Below are 18221 nucleotides of genomic sequence, written 5' to 3' on the forward strand. Positions count from 1 at the left end.
CCCCACTTTATTCCGATGGCCGGTTCGGCTGTGCGCCCACGCGGGTGATAACGGTCGTGTGGCCCTGTTGGTCCATCACGACGCCTTCGCTGCGCGGATCGGCTCCGCCAGTCCAGCGGCCGTTCACCCGCTCGACCGCGTTCATCTTGAGCCCGAGCGGGGCCGACTGGACCTTCTCGCCCAGCGCCTGGAGCGCCGGGACCATCGCGTCGAGCTGGGTGCCCTTCTCGGCATAGGCGGTCAGGCCGGGCGCATAGAGCAGGCCGAGGGCGATCGCGTCCTGCGCTGACAGCTTCCAGTCGACCACGCCGATGATCCCCTTTGCCACCTGGGCGATGATCGTCGAGCCGCCGGCCGCGCCGATCGCCAGGCGGACCTTGCCGTCCGGGCCATAGACGATGGTCGGTGCCATCGAGCTGCGCGGGCGCTTGCCGCCCTCGACCCGGTTGGCGACCAGATAGCCGTCCTTCTCGGGCACGATGTCGAAATCGGTGAGCTCGTTGTTGAGCATCGTGCCGTCGACCGACAGGCCCGATCCGAAGGCGCCTTCGATCGTGGTGGTCACCTGGGCGACGTTGCCGGCCTTGTCGACCACCGAGAGCGAGGTGGTGCCGGGCACTTCCTGCGGCTTCACCGCGATGCGCTTCGGCGCGCCCGCGGGAAGGCCGGCCTGCACCTCGGCCATCGTGCTGTCTGCGTGGATCAGCGCCGAGCGGCCGGCGAGGTACTTGCGGTCGAGCAGGCCGGCGATCGGCACCTGCACATAGTCCGGATCGCCGACGTACATGTCGCGGTCCGCATAGGCGAGGCGCGAGCTTTCGGCGAACAGATGCCAGGCGACGGGGTTGTCCTTGCCGAGTTTGGCCATGTCGAAACGCTCGAGCTGGGCGAGGATCATCATCACCGTGACGCCGCCCGAGGAGGGCGGGCCCATCGAGCAGATCTTGTAGGCGCGGTACTTGCCGCACAGCACCGGGCGATCCCTGGCCGAATAGGAAGCGAGGTCGCCGGTGGTCATCTTCGAGGGATTGCGGGCTGCGCCGTTCACCGTCGCGACCAGCTTCTCCGCCTGCGGGCCGACATAGAAGCTGTCGGGGCCGAGCTTGGCGACGCGCTCGAGCAGGTCGGCCTGGGCGGTGTTGCGGACATGCGCGCCGGCGGGCAGCGGCTTGCCGGCGGCGTCGTAATAGATCGCGCGGACACCGGCATCGACGTGCGGGCCATAGCTGCGCAGCGCATTGCCGAGGCGGGGCGAGATGTCGAAGCCGTCGCGGGCGAGCTTGATCGCAGGCTGGAACAGCCGGGCCCAGGGCAGCTTGCCGCCGCGCTGATGGGCAAGGGCCATCGCGCGCAGCGTGCCCGGCACGCCGACGCTGCGGCCGCCCGGCACCGCCGCCATGTGGCTGAGCGGCTGGCCGTCGGGACCGTAGAACCAGCGATCGGTCGCAGCCATCGGCGCGGCCTCGCGCCCGTCGACCGTGGCGATCTTGCCGGTCTTCACGTCGTACTGGAGCAGGAAGGCGCCGCCGCCGATGCCGGCGCTCTGCGGCTCGACCACGTTGAGCGCGAGCATCGTCGCGATCGCCGCGTCGGTGGCGCTGCCGCCTGCGTTGAGGATCTCGGTGCCAGCGGCGGCGGCGCGGGAGTCTGCGGCGCTGACCACTCCCTGGGCGGAAGCCGCGACCGGCGCGGCGACAAGGGCGAACAGCAGGAACAACTTCTTCATGGCGCTAGGCTAGCGGGCTTTGGCCGGAGCGCAAAGACGCTACGTCGGCGGTCATACAATCGGATGATTGCCTGGGGGTATAACCGGGCGCAATGTCGCGGACAGGGAAGCGCGGATGAATGCCCGCCCATGTCGGACCGGCCGCCCGCTCTCATGGAGGGACGCCATGATCGACAATGCCAGCCTCGCATCCACCCCATCCTTGCTGCGCGCATTGGGCAAGCGCTGGTGGCTGTTCGTGCTGCGCGGCGCTGCCGGCATCACCTTCGGCTTCCTGGCCCTGCTCTGGCCCGGGGTCGCGCTGATCACCCTGGCGCTGGTCTGGGGCGCCTATGCGCTGGTCGATGGCTGTTTCGCGCTGGCGGCGGCGATGTCGGGCATGCGCAGCGGCGATACCCCGCGCTGGTGGCTGGTGCTGACCGGCCTGGCCGGGATCGCGGCGGGCCTGCTGACCTTCATCTGGCCGGTCATCACCGTGCAGGTGCTACTGCTTCTGATCTCCGCCTGGGCGATCGTGACCGGGGTGATGGAAGTCGCCGGCGCGGTCGCGCTGCGCAAGGAGATCGAGGGCGAGATATTCCTGATCCTTGCAGGACTGGTCTCGATCGCCTTTGGCGTGGTGATCCTGGTCTGGCCGGCAGCAGGTGCGCTCAGCCTGGTGCTGCTGGTCGCCTGGCTCGCGATCATCGGCGGTGCAGCCTATATCGGCCTCGCCCTGCGCCTGCGGAAGCTCGCCGCCTAGGCGAGAGCGCGGGCGATGGCGCGGGGCAGGCCCGGCCCCTTGAACACCAGCGCCGAATAGACCTGGACGAGCGTGGCGCCGGCATCGATCCGGCGCTTCGCCTCGTCCGGGCCGTCGATCCCGCCCGCCGAGATCAGCGGCAACGCGCCGGCGGCGATCTCCGCCGCCTCGACCAGCTTGGCGCGGGCGAGTTCCTTGAGCGGTTTGCCCGAGAGGCCACCGGTCTCACCCGCGTGTCGCGAGGAAAGCGGCGGGCGCGAGATGGTGGTGTTCGACACGATCAGCGCGTCGATCCGGTTGTCGAGCGCCGCCTGGATCGCGCCCTCCAGCCCGGCGCGGTCGAGATCCGGGGCGACCTTCAGGAAGATCGGGGTCTTGCCGCGCGCGGCATGGCTGGCGGCGAGCAGCTCGTCGAGCGCCGGGCGCGACTGGAGGTCGCGCAGGCCCGGCGTGTTGGGCGAGCTGACGTTGATCGTGATGTAGTCGGCATGGGCGGCCGCCTTGCCGACGCCCAGCGCATAGTCCGCGACCCGGTCGTCGCTGTCCTTGTTCGCGCCGACATTGATGCCGAGCACGCCCTTGCGCGTCTTCAGCTTCGCGATCCGCGCGAGCGCCGCGTCGATCCCGCCATTGTTGAAGCCCATGCGGTTGATCACCGCCTCGTCCTCGGGCAGCCGGAACAGGCGCGGCTTGGGATTGCCGGGCTGGGGGCGGGGGGTGAGCGTGCCCACTTCGACCGCGCCGAAGCCCAATGCGAACAGCCCCGGTATCGCCTCGGCATCCTTGTCGAGCCCGGCGGCGAGCCCGATTCGGTTGGGAAAGGTCAATCCTCCCAAATGGATGGGAGATTCAACCATTTCGGAGCTAAAAACCGTGCCGAGCGATTCCCACAGGGCAAGCGCGCGGATCGCGGCGCGGTGCGCCTTTTCGGCGTCGAGCGCGAACAATGCGGAGCGGAGCGGATAGGCCATGAACGGGGCCTTTGCACCGCTTTTCCTCTCCGTAAAGCTGCGTATGTCGATTCCTTGCAATACGCCTGACGGGCACTCGGCTAGTAAAGCACTGCGACCCGAGGGGTTTCCGCTCAATGGGGGAACCCTTTCCTTTTGGCCCGGTTGGCTTAGGCTGACCGGGCCACTTTTCTATTCCGCGACTACGCGGTATATTTGCGCGGAAAATAAGGAATCCGAGGAGGGGATAATCTCGGATTAGCAGGGCAAGAAATGCGGGGCGCTACCAGGATGAAACCGGCCCAACTGGCCGCAGAGAACGACCGGGATCCCCGGCCTCGGCTCGAATTCCGCAAGGCGGAAGGGGCGCTGATCCCGCACGTCGAATCCTATTATCTCTTCCGCCACGACGGCAGGGACGTCGAAGGGATCGAGCGCGTCGACCTTGGCCAGCTCCGCTTCGTCATCAAGGGCAGCGGCACCGTCCATTTCCCCGACGGCCATGCCGAGAGCACCAAGAAGGTGATGATCAACGGCCCGGGCACCTCGGCTGCGAGCTATCGCATGCAGGGGCCGTTCCATTGTTTCGGCGTTTCGCTGCGCGCGATCGGCTGGAAGGCGCTGATCGGGCTGCCGGCCTACAAGGTCGCCGATCACATCGTCGATGGCGAGAAGCTGTTCTGCGAGCAGGCCGGGCTGCTCTGGCACCGTCTCCACAAGATGGACACGCTGGAGGAGATGATCGCCGCGATCGAGCCGCTGCTCCGCATGCGCCAGCAGGAAGTGAAGCCGGTGCCGGCGGCGCATCTCGTCTTCCTGCGCGCGGTGCGCGAATGGGCGGCGACCAAGGATCCGACGATCGACGATCTCTATGCCCGTATCCGCAAGAGCTCGAACATCGGGGAGCGCCAGGTCCAGCGGCTCTGCAAGGACTATTTCGCCGGCAGCCCGGCGCATCTGAAGCGCAAGTTCCGCGCGATCGGCGCCGCGATGCGCATCTATCAGGGCGCCCGGGTGGATGAAGTGGTGGGTCCCTTCTCCGACCAGTCGCACATGATCAACGAGATCCGGCAGTTCACCGGCCACACGCCGACCTCGCTGCGCGCGGGCATCGACCCGGTGCTGGCGCTCACCCTGACCAACGAAACCTTCCACTTCCTGCCGGACGTGATCCCCGAATCGGTTGACCTTCGCCGCCGCTGAGCCCATTTGGCCAATCGGAACGATTTTGTCCGATTGGTCCGCCCCGGGGCGGCGCAGCGAAGGAACAGCGTGAAGCTTTCGAGCCTTGCCGATTATGCGGTCGTGATGCTGTCCGCCGCGGCGCGCCAGTGCGGCGCGACGTGCCGGCTCAACGCGACTACGCTCGCCGAGGAGACCGGGCTGCCGCTGCCGACCGTGCAGAAGCTGGTGAGCAAACTCTCCGCGGCCGGCCTGATCGAGAGCGCGCGCGGTACCGGCGGCGGCTTCCGCCTGGCCCGCCCGCCTGCGACGATCACCCTGGCCGACATCGTCGAGGCCATTGAGGGGCCGATCGCGCTCACCTCGTGCGTCGATGCCGGCAAGCAGGATTGCTGCGTGCAGGACAGCTGCAAGGTCAAGCCGCACTGGAATGTCGTGAACGGTGCTGTAAAGGGCGCGCTCGCGGGCATTTCCCTCGCCCAACTTTCCAGCGCTCCGGCCCAGGCCGAAGCGCCACATCCGGCAGATCAAACCCGGACCCCGGCGCTGGCCGGGGAGCAGGTGTAACCATGGCTACGAAGAACGCGGAAGCACTGGCGGCCGCCAACAAGAAGTATGAATGGGGCTTCGCCTCGGACGTCGAACAGGAGTTCGCGCCCAAGGGGCTGTCCGAGGACACGGTCCGCTACATCTCGGCCAAGAAGAGCGAGCCCGAGTGGATGCTCGACTGGCGCCTGAAGGCATTCCGCATGTGGCAGGAGATGACCCTGCCGGAATGGGCGAAGCTGTCGATCCCGCACATCGACTATCAGGACGCCTATTACTACGCCGAACCGAAGCAGAAGAAGACGATCAGCTCGCTCGACGAGCTCGATCCCGAGATCCGGCGCACCTATGAGAAGCTGGGCATCCCGATCGAGGAGCAGAAGGTGCTCGCCGGGGTCGAGGGCGCGCGCAAGATCGCGGTCGACGCGGTGTTCGACAGCGTCTCGGTCGCGACCACCTTCCGCGAGGAGCTGAAGGCAGCCGGGGTCATCTTCCTGTCGATCTCGGAGGCGATCCGCGAATATCCCGAGCTGATCAAGAAGTGGCTCGGCAAGGTCGTGCCGGTGCGCGACAATTTCTATTCGGCGCTGAACGCCGCCGTCTTCTCGGACGGCACCTTCGTCTATGTGCCCGAGGGCGTGCGCTGCCCGATGGAGCTCAGCACCTATTTCCGCATCAACGCGGAGAATACCGGCCAGTTCGAACGCACCCTGATCATCGCCGACAAGGGCGCCTACGTCTCGTATCTCGAGGGCTGCACCGCCCCGATGCGCGACGAGAACCAGCTCCACGCCGCCGTGGTCGAGCTGGTCGCGCTCGACGATGCCGAGATCAAATACTCGACGGTGCAGAACTGGTATCCGGGCGACGAGAACGGCGTCGGCGGCATCTTCAACTTCGTGACCAAGCGCGCCTTGTGCGCCGGCAGGAACTCGAAGGTGAGCTGGACCCAGGTCGAGACCGGCAGCGCGATCACCTGGAAGTATCCCAGCTGCATCCTGCAGGGCGACGGCTCGGTAGGTGAGTTCTATTCGGTGGCGGTCACCAATGGCCGCCAGCAGGCCGATACCGGCACCAAGATGCTGCATATCGGCAAGAACACCCGGTCGACGATCGTCTCCAAGGGCATCTCGGCGGGCAAGTCGAACAACACCTATCGTGGCCGCGTGCTGGTCAATGCGGCGGCGGAGAATGTCCGCAACTTCACCCAGTGCGACAGCCTGCTGCTGGGCGACCAGTGCGGGGCGCACACCGTGCCGTACATCGAGGTGAAGAACCCCTCCGCGCAGATCGAGCACGAGGCGACCACCTCCAAGATCAGCGAGGACCAGATGTTCTACGCGATGCAGCGCGGGCTCGACCAGGAGGCCGCGGTGGCGCTGATCGTCAACGGTTTCGCCAAGGAAGTGCTGCAGCAGCTGCCGATGGAATTCGCCGTTGAGGCGCAGAAGCTGCTGGGGATTAGCCTGGAGGGGAGTGTCGGCTGATGCTGGTTTCGATGCTGATGGCAATGTCGGGCGTGGCGGTTGCGGACAAGACGCAGCTGCCGGTCGTGTCGGGCTATGCCAAATGCGTCACCACGCATCTCGGCGCGCTTCCCGATGCGCCGGACGATCGCCAGATCCCGCTGCACGACGCCTCGGTCGCCTGCCGCGGGATGAGCGAGACGAGCTATGCCGAGGGCAAGCTGACCCTGAACGGCAAGCGTTTCCCCAAGGCATGGTGGAAGGAAGTCCGCACGCTGATCGACCTGGCGGATGTCGAGCTGGCACGCGAGGTCATGGATGCGCCGGGCAATGTGAAGGCGTTCGACGTGAAGTGGGAGCTGCCGGACGGCACGCTCGTCGCGGTCGGCGATCGCTATGTGCCCGGCACCATTCGCGTGCGGGTCGTCGCGGCCTGATCCGATGTTGCTGCTCGCCGCCCTCTTGTTCGCGCAGGACGTTCCCGCTGCTCCGACCGTGCCCTCGCAGGGCGCTGTCGAGGACGAGGCGAACATCGTCGTGCGCGCTACCTTCGGGCGCACCACGATGCTGTTCGACAAGGGCTCGGACGGCCGGCTGCGCAATTGCCGGGTGATGATCTCGAGCGGCAGCCAGCGGCGCGACAGCAATGCCTGTCAGGCGACGCCGGTCTGCTACGCCAAGACCGCCGACGAAGTGACCGATTGCCGCGAGCTCAGCGTGCTGGAGCAGGCCGCCGCCGCGCTCTCCGCGCCGCCGCCGGTGGTGGCGCCGGGCAAGGCACAGGTTTTCGAACTGCCCAAGCTGGTGCAGCCCAAGGCGGCACTGCCTTCCTCCGCGATCGGGCCCAATGCGGCCACCGAGGAAAGCCGCGAGACCGAGCGCCAGCGCGTGAAGCCGATCGCGCCGCCGGCGAACCCGGCCGCAGATGGCCCGGTGGTGCGCTTCACCACCGGCACGCCGCAGCGCCGCGACGATACCGACAAGTCAGAAAAGGGGCCGATTTTCGGGCCCAAGGAATGAACGACAGCATGTTGAAGATCACCGACCTCCGCGCCGAAATCGACGGCAAGGAAATCCTCAAGGGCCTGAGCCTGGAAGTGAACGCGGGCGAGATCCACGCGATCATGGGCCCGAACGGCGCCGGCAAGTCGACGCTCGGCTACACACTGGGCGGCCGCCCGAACTACGAGCCGACCGGCGGCAGCGTGACCTTTGACGGGCAGGACCTGCTCGAGCTGGCGCCGCACGAGCGCGCCGCGGCGGGCCTGTTCCTCGGCTTCCAGTATCCGGTCGAGATCCCCGGCATCTCGAACCTGCATTTCCTGCGCGAGGCGCTCAACAGCCAGCGCCGCGCGCGCGACGAGGCTCCGCTGTCGGGCGGCGAGTTCCTCAAGCTCGCCCGCGCCCAGGCCGATGCGCTCGGCATGGACGTCGAGATGCTGAAGCGCCCCGTGAACGTCGGCTTCTCGGGCGGCGAGAAGAAGCGCAACGAGATGGTCCAGATGGGCATCATCGGCCCCAAGCTGGCGATCCTCGACGAGACCGATTCCGGCCTCGACATCGATGCGCTCAAGGCAGTGGGCGAGGGGATCAACCGGATCATGCGCGCGCCCGACAAGGCGGTGCTGCTGATCACCCACTACCAGCGGCTGCTCGACTATGTGCAGCCGGACTTCGTCCATGTGCTGGCCGATGGCCGCATCGTCCGCTCGGGCGGGCCCGAACTCGCGCACGAGCTGGAGCGCGAAGGCTATGGGATCCTGGCGGCGTGATCCTGTCCCTGATCCTGGCGTTCGCGGTGCAGGAGGCGCCGCAGGACGAGCTCAATATCGAGGTCGTCGGGCGCAGGCTCGCGGCGATCTCCGCGACGGTCAGCCAGGGCGCGGGCGGCAAGCTCGGCTGCGCGCTGAGCGAGACGAGCGGCTATGCGAAGCTGGACGAGCAGCTCTGCCGCACCGCGACTGCCTGCGTCCGCAAGGGCGCGCGCGATTCCGCGGGCGTGAAGGCCTGTATCGACAAGCGCAAGCCGGCACTGCTCGCCGATTTCAAGCGTAGCTGGAGGACCGGCCAGTGACCGCGCTCGCACTTCCCACCCCGCGCATGGAGGAATGGCGTTGGGCCGACATGGCGGCGCTCAAGGCGGCCGCCGACAGCCCGCGTGCCGATGCGGCGATCGATCCCGCGACCCTGTTCCTCGACATCGAAGGCCCGCGCCTGTTGTTCGTCGATGGCCGGTTCGAGCCGGCGCACAGCAAGCCTGGCCCCGTGCAGGTGACCCAGCAGGTGGCGATCACCGACCATCCGCTCGGCAGCCTGGCCGAGGGTGAGGGCTGGTCGCTGCATATCGGCCCCAAACATGCCGTCACCGCGATCCAGATCGTCCATCTCGGCACCGGCGGCGAAAGCCATGTCCCCGGTCGGCTGATGCTCGACGAGGATGCGGTCGCCTCGGTGATCGAGACCTATGCGGGCTCGGGCTGGGCGAACCGGCTGACCACGCTCTGCCTCAAGCGCGGCGCGCGGCTGATGCGTTCGGTGCGGTTGGTGCAGTCGGACGGCTTCGTCTCGCTGCGCGACGAGGCTGAGGTTGGCGAGGCGGCGAGCCTGGTCTCGATCTTCCTTGGCGCCGGCGGCATGGGCAGCCGGATCGACGGCTCGCTGCTGATCAACGGCAAGGGTGGCTTTGCCGAGATGGGCGGCGCGCTGCTCACGTCGGGCAGCCAGAAGCAGGAAGCTGCGGTCGCGGTGCGCCACGAGGATATCGAGGGCACCTCGCGCCAGCTGTGGCGCGCAGTGGCGGCGGACAAGTCGGCCGCCAGCCTCGCCGCCCGCGTCGAAGTGGCGCGCGGCGCGCAGCAGACCGATGGCGAGCAGTCGCTGCGCGGCCTGCTGCTCCAGCGCACGGCGACGGTGAATTTGAAGCCCGAGCTCGAGATCTTCGCCGACGACGTGAAGTGCGCGCACGGTGCCACGGTCGGTGAGCTCGACAGACAAGCGCTCTTCTATCTGCAGAGCCGCGGCATCGACCCCGCCCGCGCCCAGGCGCTGCTCACCCGTGCCTTCGTCGCGGATGCGCTCGCCCGGATCGGCGAGGAGGCAGTGCGCGAGGCCTTTGCGGCGGATGCGGACCGCTGGCTGGACACTGCGCTATGACCGTGACTGCCGACACCCGTCCCCTCGATGTGCTCGCCGATTTCCCGGCGATCCCGGCCGGCTGGCACTATCTCGACACTGCCGCGACCTCGCAGAAGCCGCAGCCGGTGCTCGATGCGATCAACCGCGCGTACGGCGAAACCTATGCCACCGTGCATCGCGGCGTGTACCAGCGCTCGGCGGACATGACGCTCGCCTATGAAGCTGCCCGCAAGCGCGTGGCGGCGTTCCTCGGCGGGCGCGAGGAGGAAGTGGTCTTCGTCCGCGGCGCGACCGAGGGGATCAACCTTGTCGCGCAATGCTGGGCGGGGACGCAGCTCAAGGCGGGCGACCGCATCCTGCTTTCGACGCTCGAGCATCATTCGAACATCGTGCCCTGGCAGATGGTCGCCGAGCGCGTCGGCGCCGAGATCGACGTGGTGCCGCTCACCGCCGACCAGCGTATCGACCTCGACGCGATGGAAGCGATGCTGACCGAGCGCCACAAGCTGGTCGCGCTGGCGCATGTCTCGAACGTGCTCGGCTCGGTGCTCGACGCGAAGCACGCGACCGCGCTGGCCCACAAGGTCGGCGGCAAGGTCCTGCTGGACGGTTGCCAGGCCGTGCCGCGCATGGCCGTGAACGTCGCCGAGATCGGCTGCGACTTCTATGTGATGTCGGGCCACAAGCTCTACGGGCCGACCGGCATCGGCGTGCTCTGGGGACGCTACGACCTGCTCGACGGGATGCCGCCCTATCAGGGTGGCGGCTCGATGATCGACCGGGTGACCTTCGCCAAGACCACCTATGCCCCGCCGCCTGGACGCTTCGAGGCGGGGACGCCGCACATCGTCGGCGTGGTCGGGCTGCATGCGGCGATCGACTATGTCGATGACATCGGGCTCGATCGCATCCACGCGCACGAGACGGCGCTGGTGACGCAGGCGCGTGAGGCACTGTCGCAGCTCAATTCGGTCAAGCTGTTCGGTCCGGCCGACAGCGCCGGCATCGTCAGTTTCGCGGTGGAGGGGGTGCACCCGCACGACGTCGCCACCATATTGGATGAAGGCAATGTCGCGATCCGCGCCGGGCACCACTGCGCCCAGCCGCTGATGGACGCACTCGGCGTGCCGGCGACGGCGCGGGCGAGCTTCGGAGTGTACAATGGCGCGGACGATATCGCCGCGCTGGTTGCTGGAATTGAACGGGTCACGAGGATCTTCGGATGAACGAAGAGCGTAAGATTGAAGTCGAGGAAGTGGCAGCCGTAGCGGCTCCGCCCAAGGCGCGCGTCGATGATGCGTTTGATGCGTCCACCGAAACATCGGCGGACGTGGTGGAAGGCGTGAGCGAGACGTTCGAGCGCAAGCGCGACTATCTCTCGGGCTTCCTGTCGCAGAAGCCGCAGGCGCTGTCGGGCACCGAGCCGGGCGGCGAGCTCTACGAAGCGGTGATCACGGCGCTCAAGGAGATCTATGATCCCGAGATCCCGGTGAACATCTATGATCTCGGCCTGATCTACGGTGTCGACATCACCAATGACGGCCATGCCGCGGTGACGATGACGCTGACCACGCCGCATTGCCCGGTGGCGGAATCGATGCCCGGCGAGGTCGAGCTGCGCGTCGGCTCGGTGCCGGGGATCGGACATGCCGAAGTCGCCCTCGTCTGGGATCCACCCTGGGACCCGCAGAAGATGAGCGACGAGGCCAAGCTCGAACTGGGGATGCTGTGATGACCACCGCCACCCGCGCGCGCCCGGCCGCGCTGATCCTGACGCCAGCCGCCGAGCAGCGCATCGCCGACCTGATGGCCAAGGCGCCGGCCGAGGCCGTCGGCGTCAAGCTGTCGACCCCGCGGCGCGGCTGCTCGGGCCTGGCCTATTCGGTCGACTACGTCACCGAGGCCAAGCCGTTCGACGAGAAGATCGAGACGCCCGGCGGGACTTTCTATGTCGACGGCAGCTCTATCCTGTACCTGATCGGCTCGACGATGGACTGGGTGGAGGACGACTTCACCGCCGGCTTCACCTTCCAGAACCCGAACGCCAAGGGCAGCTGCGGCTGCGGCGAGAGCTTCACCGTCTAGGCGGCGCGCCGTTCGAGCATGTGGGCGGCCAGTTCGGCATAGGTCCGCGCCGCGTCGTCGATGCCCAGGGCCTCGTAGAACATTGCCAGGTTCTGCGCTGCGAGATGGCTGCCGCACCCTTCGACCGACCCGTCGAGATCGGGCCGCTCGCCGATCTCCAGGCAGCGCTTCCAGGCGCTTTCGACAATCGGCAGCAGCTCGCTCATCGCGGTCGCCGGGTTGTGGCTCGCCCAGTCGAGATAAAGGTCGGCGACGGCGAAGTAGAAGTCGGGCGAGCGCTGCCAGTTGCGGTGCTCGAGATCGGCAAATGCCAGTGCTTCCTCGAACCGCTCGGCGCGCTTGAGCGCCTGCAGCGCCCCGACCACGGTGCCGTGACGCCATGCCGAGCCGGATGCGCCGGTGCGATGCGCGGTGAGCAGCGCGTCGGCGGCTTCGCCGGGCTTGCCGCGCACCAGATGCTCGCGGCCGAGCTGGTACCAGAGATAGGAATCCTCCGGTGTCTCGGCGAGCTGGGCGATAAGCAGCGCTTCGTTGCGTCCCGCCTTGCGCTCGAGCTGTGCTTCCTCGAACCCGTCATGGCGGAGCGACAGGGGCAGCGGCACCAGCGGCAGCGGCGAGACCGGCTGTTCGTGGATGCGCCCTTCGTAGCGCACGCCGCGCGGCAGGACGCGCGGCATCAGCCGGCGCACGCCCGGGCCTTCGGACGGGTCATGGTTGATCATGTGCGCGCAGCCGAGGAAGCGCGGCGCGGCGACCGAGGCGGACGGCAGCGTTTCGGGGCCGAGCGCGCTGGCATCGCCCTCGATCCACTGGTCGGCATCGAGGATCAGGTTCCAGTCGGCATCCGAGAGGTCGAGCGCGGCGTTGCGGGCCGCGGCGAAATCATCGCACCAGGTGAAGTGATGCACCGTCGCGCCGCAGCGTTCGGCGATGGCGACGGTGTCGTCGGTCGAGCCAGTGTCCACCACGATCATCGTGTCGACATGGGCGCGGGCGCTTTCGAGGCAGCGCGCAAGGCAGCGTTCCTCGTCCCGCACGATCATGACGAGCGCCAATCGGGGCATTTGCATGGAATCCTTCACTGCTGGCCGGGATTCATTATAGGACGCCGCGAAGCCGAAGCGCGCCATGCGGAGAGACCAATGCCCTATCCCCAGCCCTATACCGCCGACCCCGCCCGTTATGACGGCCGCATGCCCTATCGCCGTTGCGGGCGCTCGGGCCTCGACCTGCCGGCGATCAGCCTTGGCCTCTGGCAGAATTTCGGTGGCACCGACGTGTTCGAGACCGGCCGCGCGATGCTGCGCCGCGCGTTCGACCGGGGCGTGACCCATTTCGACCTCGCGAACAATTACGGCCCGCCCTATGGCTCGGCCGAGGAGAATTTCGGCCGCGTCATGGCGACCGATTTCGCCAGCCACCGCGACGAGCTGATCGTCTCGACCAAGGCCGGCTGGGACATGTGGCCGGGCCCCTATGGCGATGTCGGCGGATCGAAGAAGTACCTCATCGCCTCGTGCGACCAGAGCCTCAAGCGGATGGGGCTCGACTATGTCGACATCTTCTATTCGCACCGCGTCGATCCCAAGACCCCGCTCGAGGAGACGATGGGCGCGCTCGCCCAGCTCCACCGCCAGGGTAAGGCGCTGTATGTCGGCATCTCGAGCTATTCGCCCGAGCTGACCCGCCAGGCCGCCGCGATCCTCGCCGAGCACAAGGTGCCGCTGCTCATCCACCAGCCGAGCTATTCGATGCTCAACCGCTGGATCGAAGCCGAGCTGCTGGACACGCTGGGTGATCTCGGCACCGGCTGCATCGCCTTCTCGCCGCTGGCGCAGGGCATGCTGAGCAACAAGTATCTCAACGGCGTGCCGGAGGATGCCCGCGCGGCGCGCGGTGGCTCGCTGAACCAGCGCCTGCTGTCGGACGAGAATATCGAGCGAATCCGCGCGCTCCATACCATTGCCCAGAAGCGCGGCCAGACGCTGGCGCAGATGGCGATCGCATGGGTGCTGCGCGACCCGCGCGTCACCTCGGCGCTGGTCGGTGCGCGCACCGTCGAGCAGCTCGACAACTCGCTGGACGCGGTCAACAATCTCGATTTCAGCGCGGAAGAGCTGGCCGAGATCGATCGCCATGCAACCGATGGCTCGCTCGATCTTTGGAAGGTTTCGTCCAGCATCGAGGAACTCCCCCAGGCATGAGCGTCGCGTTTCGCCGCGAGAGCGACGAGGAACACAAGGAACCGAAGTTCGAACTGCCGCTGCCGCCGGGACCCAATATGGTCACGGCGCGCGGCCTTGTGCTGATCGAGACGAAGGTCGCCGAGCTGGAAGCCTCGATCGCGGCCGGCGGCGAGGAAGAGGCGCTCGAGGGACTGAAGCGTGAGCTGCGCTACTGGAACACGCGCCGCACCACCGCGCAGATCGCGCCGGCGCCGGAAGAAGGCGTGGCCGGCATCGGTTCCCGGGTACGGATCCGCATGGCCGGCAAGGAGCGGGTGATCGACCTGGTCGGGCATGACGAGGCCGATCCTGCGGCGGACCGGCTCTCCTTCCAGGCGCCGCTCGCCAAGGCCCTGATCGGCGCCGAGGAAGGCGAGAAGGTCGATTTCGCCGGCAAGCCCCAGGCAATCGAGATCGTCGAGATCGAAACGATTCCGGACTGAGCCAAGGCGGTCTAGGATGCGGACATGACTCGCCTGCTCCTAGCCGCCGCGCTGCTCGCCTCCACCTCTGCCCAAGCGCAGACCGATGCCGATCGCTGGAAGGCGGAAGCGTCGCGGGTGACGATAACGCGCGACGATTGGGGCGTGGCGCACATCAAGGGGCAGACCGACGCCGATGCGGTGTTCGGGATGATCTATGCCCAGGCCGAGGACGACTTCAACCGGATCGAGACCAACTATCTGGTCAGCCTCGGCCGTCTCGCCGAGGCGGAGGGCGAGGGGGCGATCTGGCAGGACCTGCGCCAACGGCTGTTCGTCGATCCCGAGGTGCTGAAGGCGGATTATGCCAGAAGCCCCGCCTGGCTCCGCAAGCTGATGCAGGCCTGGGCGGACGGACTGAACCATTATCTCGCCACCCATCCTGAGGTAAAGCCGCGCGTGCTCACCCGGTTCGAGCCGTGGATGGCGCTGAGCTTCTCCGAAGGCAGTATCGGCGGCGATATCGAGCGGGTGCCGCTCAGCCAGCTCGAGGCATTCTACGGCAAGCAGAAGCTGGCGATGACCGATGCCGAGAGGGACCTGCTCTACAAGGAACCCAAGGGCTCGAACGGCTTCGCGATCGCGCCGAGCCATACCAAGAACGGCCATGCGCTGCTGCTGATCAACCCGCATACCAGCTTCTTCTTCCGCTCCGAGCAGCAGGTGACCAGCGGCGAGGGGCTCAACGCTTACGGTGCGGCGACCTGGGGGCAGTTCTTCATCTACCAGGGGTTCAACGCCAGGGCCGGCTGGATGCACACGTCGAGCGGCGTCGACAATGTCGACGAGTTCGCGGAGACCATCGTCAGCAACGTGCCGGGCACGCGCTTCGGCTATCGCTACGGCACCGAGACGCGGCCGGTGACGATCACGCCGATCACGATCGCCTATCGCGCCGCCGACGGGACACAGGCCCGGCGCAGCTTCCGGGCCTATGCCACGCATCATGGCCCGATCGTGCGCATGACGGACAAGGGCCAGTGGATCGCGGTCTCGCTGATGAACAAGCCGGTCGAGGCGCTCCAGCAGAGCTTCCTGCGCACCAAGGCGAGCGATTATGCCGGCTTCCTCAAAGTCGCCGCGCTCAAGGCCAACAGCTCGAACAACACCTTGTTCGCGGACTCCAGGGGCGAGATCGCGTTCCTGATGCCGCAATTCATGCCCGTGCGGGACAATCGCTTCGACTATCGCAAGCCGGTCGATGGTAGCGATCCGGCGACCGACTGGAAGGGGCTGCACAGCCTTGCCAGCTTGCCCCAGGCGGTGAACCCGAAGAATGGCTGGGCCTTCAACTCGAACAATTGGCCCTGGACCGCTGCCGGGGCGGACAGCCCCAAGGCGTCGGACTTCCCGCGCTATTTCGACCAGGCCGGCGAGAACCCGCGCGGCGCCCATGCGCTGCGGGTGCTGAATGCCCGTGCCGACTTCACCCCCGAGACGCTGCGCCAGGCGGCCTATGACAGCTTCCTGCCCGCCTTCGACCGGCTGCTGCCCGGGCTGGCGAGCGCCTGGGAGAAGCTGCCCGACAGCGATGCGCGCAAGGCCAGGCTCGCCGAGCCGGTGGCCCTGCTCAAGGCTTGGGACCGGCGCTGGGCCGCGGACTCGACCGCGACGTCGCTCGCGGTGTTCTGGGGCGAGGCGCTCTGGGCTCCCTCGGCCGCACCGGCCAAGGAGGCGGGGCTGTCGGTATGGGACTGGATGGCGGACCGTGCCACCGATGCGCAGCGGATCGACGCGCTGGCCTCTGCCGTGGATCGGCTCACCCAGGATTTCGGCAGCTGGAAGATCGCCTGGGGCGAGATCAACCGCTTCCAGCGCAACGACGGGGCGATCGTCCAGAAGTTCGACGACGCCAAGCCCAGCATCCCGGTGCCCTTCACTTCGGCGCAATGGGGCTCGCTCGCCTCGTTCGGGGCCAAGCGCTGGCCGGGGACGAAGCGCTATTACGGCACGCTCGGCAACAGCTTCGTCGCGACGGTGGAGTTCGGGCCGAGGGTCAAGGCCTGGGCGGTCACCGCGGGCGGCGAGAGCGGGCATCCGGACAGCAGGCACTTCACCGATCAGGCCGATCGCTATGCGGCGGGTGCGCTGCGGCCGGTGTATTTCTATACCGAAGACCTGAAGGGGCATGTCGAGCGGGTGTATCGCCCCGGGGAATAGAGCGTTTCTACATTGCAAGCAGGTCAGGCTTGGGACCAATGGTCGAACGCCTCGCGCTGGAGCCGGTCGACGAACGCCCGTGCCTCCGGGCCTTCCCACGGCCCCGCATGCCCCTCCAGCGAGGCGCGCGGGCTGACCCACCAGCCCTGGCCGGGCATGCCATCGGATTCGCGCACGACCAGCACCGCGAGCTCGGGTTCGCCGTTCGCCACCGCTGCCTCGTCGATCACGTCGAGTGTCTTGCACAGCGCGCGCATCAGCGGGCGGGTGAAGCGGTGGCCGAGCAATGCGAGCATCTCGGAATAGCTGACCGCGCGGCGTTCGCGGGCCGCTTCGATCAGCAGGGCGCGGACATGGGCGACATCGGAGACCGGGATCGGATCGCCGGTCATGGCGCGAACGGCTTGCTGAGGAAGCGCGAGCCCGCCTCGCCGAAGCGCCACGGCGTATCGACTGCCTTGCTGATCCCGATCCGGGGTCCGACCGCGACGCTGCGCGGGGCATCCGCGGCACGCAGATCGAAGGGTGGTGCATCGATCGGCGCGCCGTCCAGGCCGTGATCGACGGCCAGTGCCTGGCAGAGCCGGCCCGGCCCCGAGCAGAGCAGCCGCACACTGCCGGTGCCGCGGCGCCCGGCCATCACGTCGAGTCCGTGGCGCGGTTCGATCGCGCGGATCAGCACCGCGCTGACGGGTGAGCACACGAAGTTCATGCACCAATGCAGGCCATAGATACGGTAGATATAGGCATGGCCGGGCGGGCCGAACAGGACTGCGTTGCGCGCCGTCGGGCCATGGAAGCTGTGCGAGGCGGGGTCGCCCGCGTCATAGGCCTCGGTCTCGACGATCGGCCCGCCGACGCCGTCGACCAGCACCTCCACGCCGATCAGGTCGCGGGCGACGGTTACCGCGTCGCGCTCGAAGAAGGTGCGGTCCAGCATCGGTCGCAGCCTAGCATCCGGCGAGGTTCGCGTACCATTCCGTCAATGCCGCCTCGATCGCGGCACGGGGGGCGGTTTCGCGACGAAAACCCCACCAGATCAGGCTGCCCTGCCAGATCGAGGCCATTTGCCAGCCCAGTCGTTCGGCTTCTTGCGGGTCCTCCGTGAGCCTCCTGCCCAGCGCCCGGGCGAGTTGTCCGCCCCAGGCTGCGCCGCGTGCGCGCAGCACCGGATTACGGAAATCCTCGCGCAGCAGGAGCAGCCCCTCGGTGACGTCCCGTTCTGCCGGCGTCAGCTGAACCAGCAATGCGATCGCACCCGCCGGATCGACTGTGCGCTCCGCATCCGCGGCGGCGGTGGCGTCGTCGAGGCGATCCCAGGCATGCAGCAGCACCGCCTCGACCATGGCATCGCGTGTGCCGAAGCGCTGGACGAGCGTCGCGGCGGAGAGGCCGACAACCTGCCCGGCTCTGGCGAAGGTCAAGTCGCCTGGATTTCCGATCGTCGCGAGCAGCCCGTCGAGCACTGCCTTGTCCGAAACCGTCTTGCCCCGTCCCATCGAATTTTTATAAACGACTATTC

21 protein-coding genes are annotated in these 18221 nt (G+C 67.5%); 15 read left to right on the plus strand and 6 right to left on the minus strand.

Translation table 11 applies throughout. The features are described 5' to 3' along the window. Positions 1–7: 7 nt before the first annotated feature. The gene (gene ggt / locus GGR46_RS20725; RefSeq protein ID WP_183999885.1) at positions 8–1726 is read right to left on the minus strand and encodes a gamma-glutamyltransferase; all 1719 of its coding nucleotides are present in this window, start codon (positions 1724–1726) and stop codon (positions 8–10) included. Positions 1727–1892: 166 nt separating this feature from the next. Between ggt and GGR46_RS20730 the strand changes: the two genes are divergently transcribed. After that, the gene (locus tag GGR46_RS20730) at positions 1893–2468 is read left to right on the plus strand and encodes an HdeD family acid-resistance protein (RefSeq protein WP_183999886.1); all 576 of its coding nucleotides are present in this window, start codon (positions 1893–1895) and stop codon (positions 2466–2468) included. Here GGR46_RS20730 and GGR46_RS20735 read toward each other — a convergent pair. Beyond that, entirely contained in the window at positions 2465–3439 is a 975-nt protein-coding gene (locus tag GGR46_RS20735) for a quinone-dependent dihydroorotate dehydrogenase (RefSeq protein ID WP_183999887.1), read from the minus strand. The genes GGR46_RS20730 and GGR46_RS20735 overlap by 4 nt on opposite strands. Before the next feature lie 270 nt (positions 3440–3709). Between GGR46_RS20735 and GGR46_RS20740 the strand changes: the two genes are divergently transcribed. The 11 genes from GGR46_RS20740 to GGR46_RS20790 all read left to right on the plus strand — a co-directional run bounded on the left by GGR46_RS20740 (position 3710) and on the right by GGR46_RS20790 (position 11832). Next, positions 3710–4621, plus strand: coding sequence for a helix-turn-helix domain-containing protein (locus tag GGR46_RS20740; protein ID WP_183999888.1), 912 nt, complete (start codon positions 3710–3712; stop codon positions 4619–4621). 69 nt (positions 4622–4690) lie between these two features. After that, entirely contained in the window at positions 4691–5167 is a 477-nt protein-coding gene (locus GGR46_RS20745; protein WP_183999889.1) for an SUF system Fe-S cluster assembly regulator, read from the plus strand. A gap of 2 nt (positions 5168–5169) precedes the next feature. Beyond that, positions 5170–6633 (plus strand): Fe-S cluster assembly protein SufB, encoded by a 1464-nt coding sequence (gene sufB / locus GGR46_RS20750; protein ID WP_183999890.1) that lies wholly within the window; start codon positions 5170–5172, stop codon positions 6631–6633. Beyond that, the gene (locus tag GGR46_RS20755; RefSeq protein WP_183999891.1) at positions 6633–7049 is read left to right on the plus strand and encodes a hypothetical protein; all 417 of its coding nucleotides are present in this window, start codon (positions 6633–6635) and stop codon (positions 7047–7049) included. Before sufB ends, GGR46_RS20755 begins: the two co-directional genes overlap by 1 nt. 4 nt (positions 7050–7053) lie before the next feature. Then, positions 7054–7632, plus strand: coding sequence for a hypothetical protein (locus GGR46_RS20760; protein WP_183999892.1), 579 nt, complete (start codon positions 7054–7056; stop codon positions 7630–7632). Positions 7633–7640: 8 nt separating this feature from the next. Further along, complete coding sequence (sufC, locus tag GGR46_RS20765) at positions 7641–8384, plus strand: Fe-S cluster assembly ATPase SufC (protein ID WP_183999893.1); 744 nt, start codon at positions 7641–7643, stop codon at positions 8382–8384. Continuing rightward, on the plus strand, positions 8381–8686 hold the full coding sequence (locus GGR46_RS20770; protein ID WP_183999894.1) for a hypothetical protein: 306 nt from the start codon (positions 8381–8383) through the stop codon (positions 8684–8686). The genes sufC and GGR46_RS20770 overlap by 4 nt, the downstream gene beginning before the upstream one ends. Next, on the plus strand, positions 8683–9765 hold the full coding sequence (locus tag GGR46_RS20775) for a SufD family Fe-S cluster assembly protein (protein WP_183999895.1): 1083 nt from the start codon (positions 8683–8685) through the stop codon (positions 9763–9765). Before GGR46_RS20770 ends, GGR46_RS20775 begins: the two co-directional genes overlap by 4 nt. Next, positions 9762–10973, plus strand: a complete 1212-nt coding sequence (locus tag GGR46_RS20780) for a cysteine desulfurase (RefSeq protein WP_183999896.1) — start codon at positions 9762–9764, stop codon at positions 10971–10973. Before GGR46_RS20775 ends, GGR46_RS20780 begins: the two co-directional genes overlap by 4 nt. Next, on the plus strand, positions 10970–11479 hold the full coding sequence (locus GGR46_RS20785) for an SUF system Fe-S cluster assembly protein (RefSeq protein ID WP_183999897.1): 510 nt from the start codon (positions 10970–10972) through the stop codon (positions 11477–11479). The genes GGR46_RS20780 and GGR46_RS20785 overlap by 4 nt, the downstream gene beginning before the upstream one ends. Next, positions 11479–11832, plus strand: coding sequence for a HesB/IscA family protein (locus GGR46_RS20790; RefSeq protein ID WP_183999898.1), 354 nt, complete (start codon positions 11479–11481; stop codon positions 11830–11832). Before GGR46_RS20785 ends, GGR46_RS20790 begins: the two co-directional genes overlap by 1 nt. Here the strand turns inward: GGR46_RS20790 and GGR46_RS20795 are convergent. After that, positions 11829–12896, minus strand: coding sequence for a glycosyltransferase family 2 protein (locus GGR46_RS20795; RefSeq protein WP_183999899.1), 1068 nt, complete (start codon positions 12894–12896; stop codon positions 11829–11831). The two genes, GGR46_RS20790 and GGR46_RS20795, sit on opposite strands and share 4 nt — an antisense overlap. A 78-nt stretch (positions 12897–12974) precedes the next feature. Between GGR46_RS20795 and mgrA the strand changes: the two genes are divergently transcribed. The 3 genes from mgrA to GGR46_RS20810 are packed head-to-tail and all read left to right on the plus strand — an operon-like array spanning position 12975 to position 16699. Beyond that, on the plus strand, positions 12975–14036 hold the full coding sequence (gene mgrA / locus GGR46_RS20800; RefSeq protein ID WP_183999900.1) for an L-glyceraldehyde 3-phosphate reductase: 1062 nt from the start codon (positions 12975–12977) through the stop codon (positions 14034–14036). Continuing rightward, the gene (locus tag GGR46_RS20805) at positions 14033–14500 is read left to right on the plus strand and encodes a GreA/GreB family elongation factor (RefSeq protein ID WP_183999901.1); all 468 of its coding nucleotides are present in this window, start codon (positions 14033–14035) and stop codon (positions 14498–14500) included. Before mgrA ends, GGR46_RS20805 begins: the two co-directional genes overlap by 4 nt. A gap of 24 nt (positions 14501–14524) precedes the next feature. Continuing rightward, entirely contained in the window at positions 14525–16699 is a 2175-nt protein-coding gene (locus tag GGR46_RS20810; protein ID WP_183999902.1) for a penicillin acylase family protein, read from the plus strand. A gap of 23 nt (positions 16700–16722) precedes the next feature. On the opposite strand, the gene GGR46_RS20815 is transcribed toward GGR46_RS20810, so the two are convergent. From GGR46_RS20815 to GGR46_RS20825, 3 genes are read right to left on the minus strand one after another with little or no spacing between them, the layout of a single operon-like run. Continuing rightward, positions 16723–17091 carry a ribose-phosphate pyrophosphokinase gene (locus GGR46_RS20815; RefSeq protein ID WP_183999903.1) on the minus strand — a complete coding sequence of 123 codons (369 nt, stop codon included), beginning with the start codon at positions 17089–17091 and terminating at the stop codon, positions 16723–16725. Continuing rightward, positions 17088–17639: a DNA-3-methyladenine glycosylase gene (locus tag GGR46_RS20820; RefSeq protein ID WP_183999904.1), complete on the minus strand. Its 552-nt coding sequence runs from the start codon at positions 17637–17639 to the stop codon at positions 17088–17090. Before GGR46_RS20820 ends, GGR46_RS20815 begins: the two co-directional genes overlap by 4 nt. Positions 17640–17649: 10 nt before the next feature. Further along, positions 17650–18198 (minus strand): TetR/AcrR family transcriptional regulator, encoded by a 549-nt coding sequence (locus GGR46_RS20825; protein WP_183999905.1) that lies wholly within the window; start codon positions 18196–18198, stop codon positions 17650–17652. Positions 18199–18221 lie beyond the last annotated feature (23 nt).

This window comes from Sphingomonas kyeonggiensis (genome assembly GCF_014196745.1).
Classification (GTDB): Bacteria; Pseudomonadota; Alphaproteobacteria; order Sphingomonadales; family Sphingomonadaceae; genus Sphingomonas; species Sphingomonas kyeonggiensis.

Bases quoted from the DNA above. Each gene is read 5' to 3' on its own strand.
- ggt (WP_183999885.1), bottom strand. From the start codon at position 1,726: ATGAAGAAGTTGTTCCTGCTGTTCGCCCTTGTCGCCGCGCCGGTCGCG.
- GGR46_RS20730 (WP_183999886.1), top strand. From the start codon at position 1,893: ATGATCGACAATGCCAGCCTCGCATCCACCCCATCCTTGCTGCGCGCA.
- GGR46_RS20735 (WP_183999887.1), bottom strand. From the start codon at position 3,439: ATGGCCTATCCGCTCCGCTCCGCATTGTTCGCGCTCGACGCCGAAAAG.
- GGR46_RS20740 (WP_183999888.1), top strand. From the start codon at position 3,710: ATGAAACCGGCCCAACTGGCCGCAGAGAACGACCGGGATCCCCGGCCT.
- sufB (WP_183999890.1), top strand. From the start codon at position 5,170: ATGGCTACGAAGAACGCGGAAGCACTGGCGGCCGCCAACAAGAAGTAT.
- GGR46_RS20755 (WP_183999891.1), top strand. From the start codon at position 6,633: ATGCTGGTTTCGATGCTGATGGCAATGTCGGGCGTGGCGGTTGCGGAC.
- GGR46_RS20760 (WP_183999892.1), top strand. From the start codon at position 7,054: ATGTTGCTGCTCGCCGCCCTCTTGTTCGCGCAGGACGTTCCCGCTGCT.
- sufC (WP_183999893.1), top strand. From the start codon at position 7,641: ATGTTGAAGATCACCGACCTCCGCGCCGAAATCGACGGCAAGGAAATC.
- GGR46_RS20780 (WP_183999896.1), top strand. From the start codon at position 9,762: ATGACCGTGACTGCCGACACCCGTCCCCTCGATGTGCTCGCCGATTTC.
- GGR46_RS20785 (WP_183999897.1), top strand. From the start codon at position 10,970: ATGAACGAAGAGCGTAAGATTGAAGTCGAGGAAGTGGCAGCCGTAGCG.
- GGR46_RS20790 (WP_183999898.1), top strand. From the start codon at position 11,479: ATGACCACCGCCACCCGCGCGCGCCCGGCCGCGCTGATCCTGACGCCA.
- GGR46_RS20795 (WP_183999899.1), bottom strand. From the start codon at position 12,896: ATGCCCCGATTGGCGCTCGTCATGATCGTGCGGGACGAGGAACGCTGC.
- mgrA (WP_183999900.1), top strand. From the start codon at position 12,975: ATGCCCTATCCCCAGCCCTATACCGCCGACCCCGCCCGTTATGACGGC.
- GGR46_RS20805 (WP_183999901.1), top strand. From the start codon at position 14,033: ATGAGCGTCGCGTTTCGCCGCGAGAGCGACGAGGAACACAAGGAACCG.
- GGR46_RS20810 (WP_183999902.1), top strand. From the start codon at position 14,525: ATGACTCGCCTGCTCCTAGCCGCCGCGCTGCTCGCCTCCACCTCTGCC.
- GGR46_RS20815 (WP_183999903.1), bottom strand. From the start codon at position 17,091: ATGACCGGCGATCCGATCCCGGTCTCCGATGTCGCCCATGTCCGCGCC.
- GGR46_RS20820 (WP_183999904.1), bottom strand. From the start codon at position 17,639: ATGCTGGACCGCACCTTCTTCGAGCGCGACGCGGTAACCGTCGCCCGC.
- GGR46_RS20825 (WP_183999905.1), bottom strand. From the start codon at position 18,198: ATGGGACGGGGCAAGACGGTTTCGGACAAGGCAGTGCTCGACGGGCTG.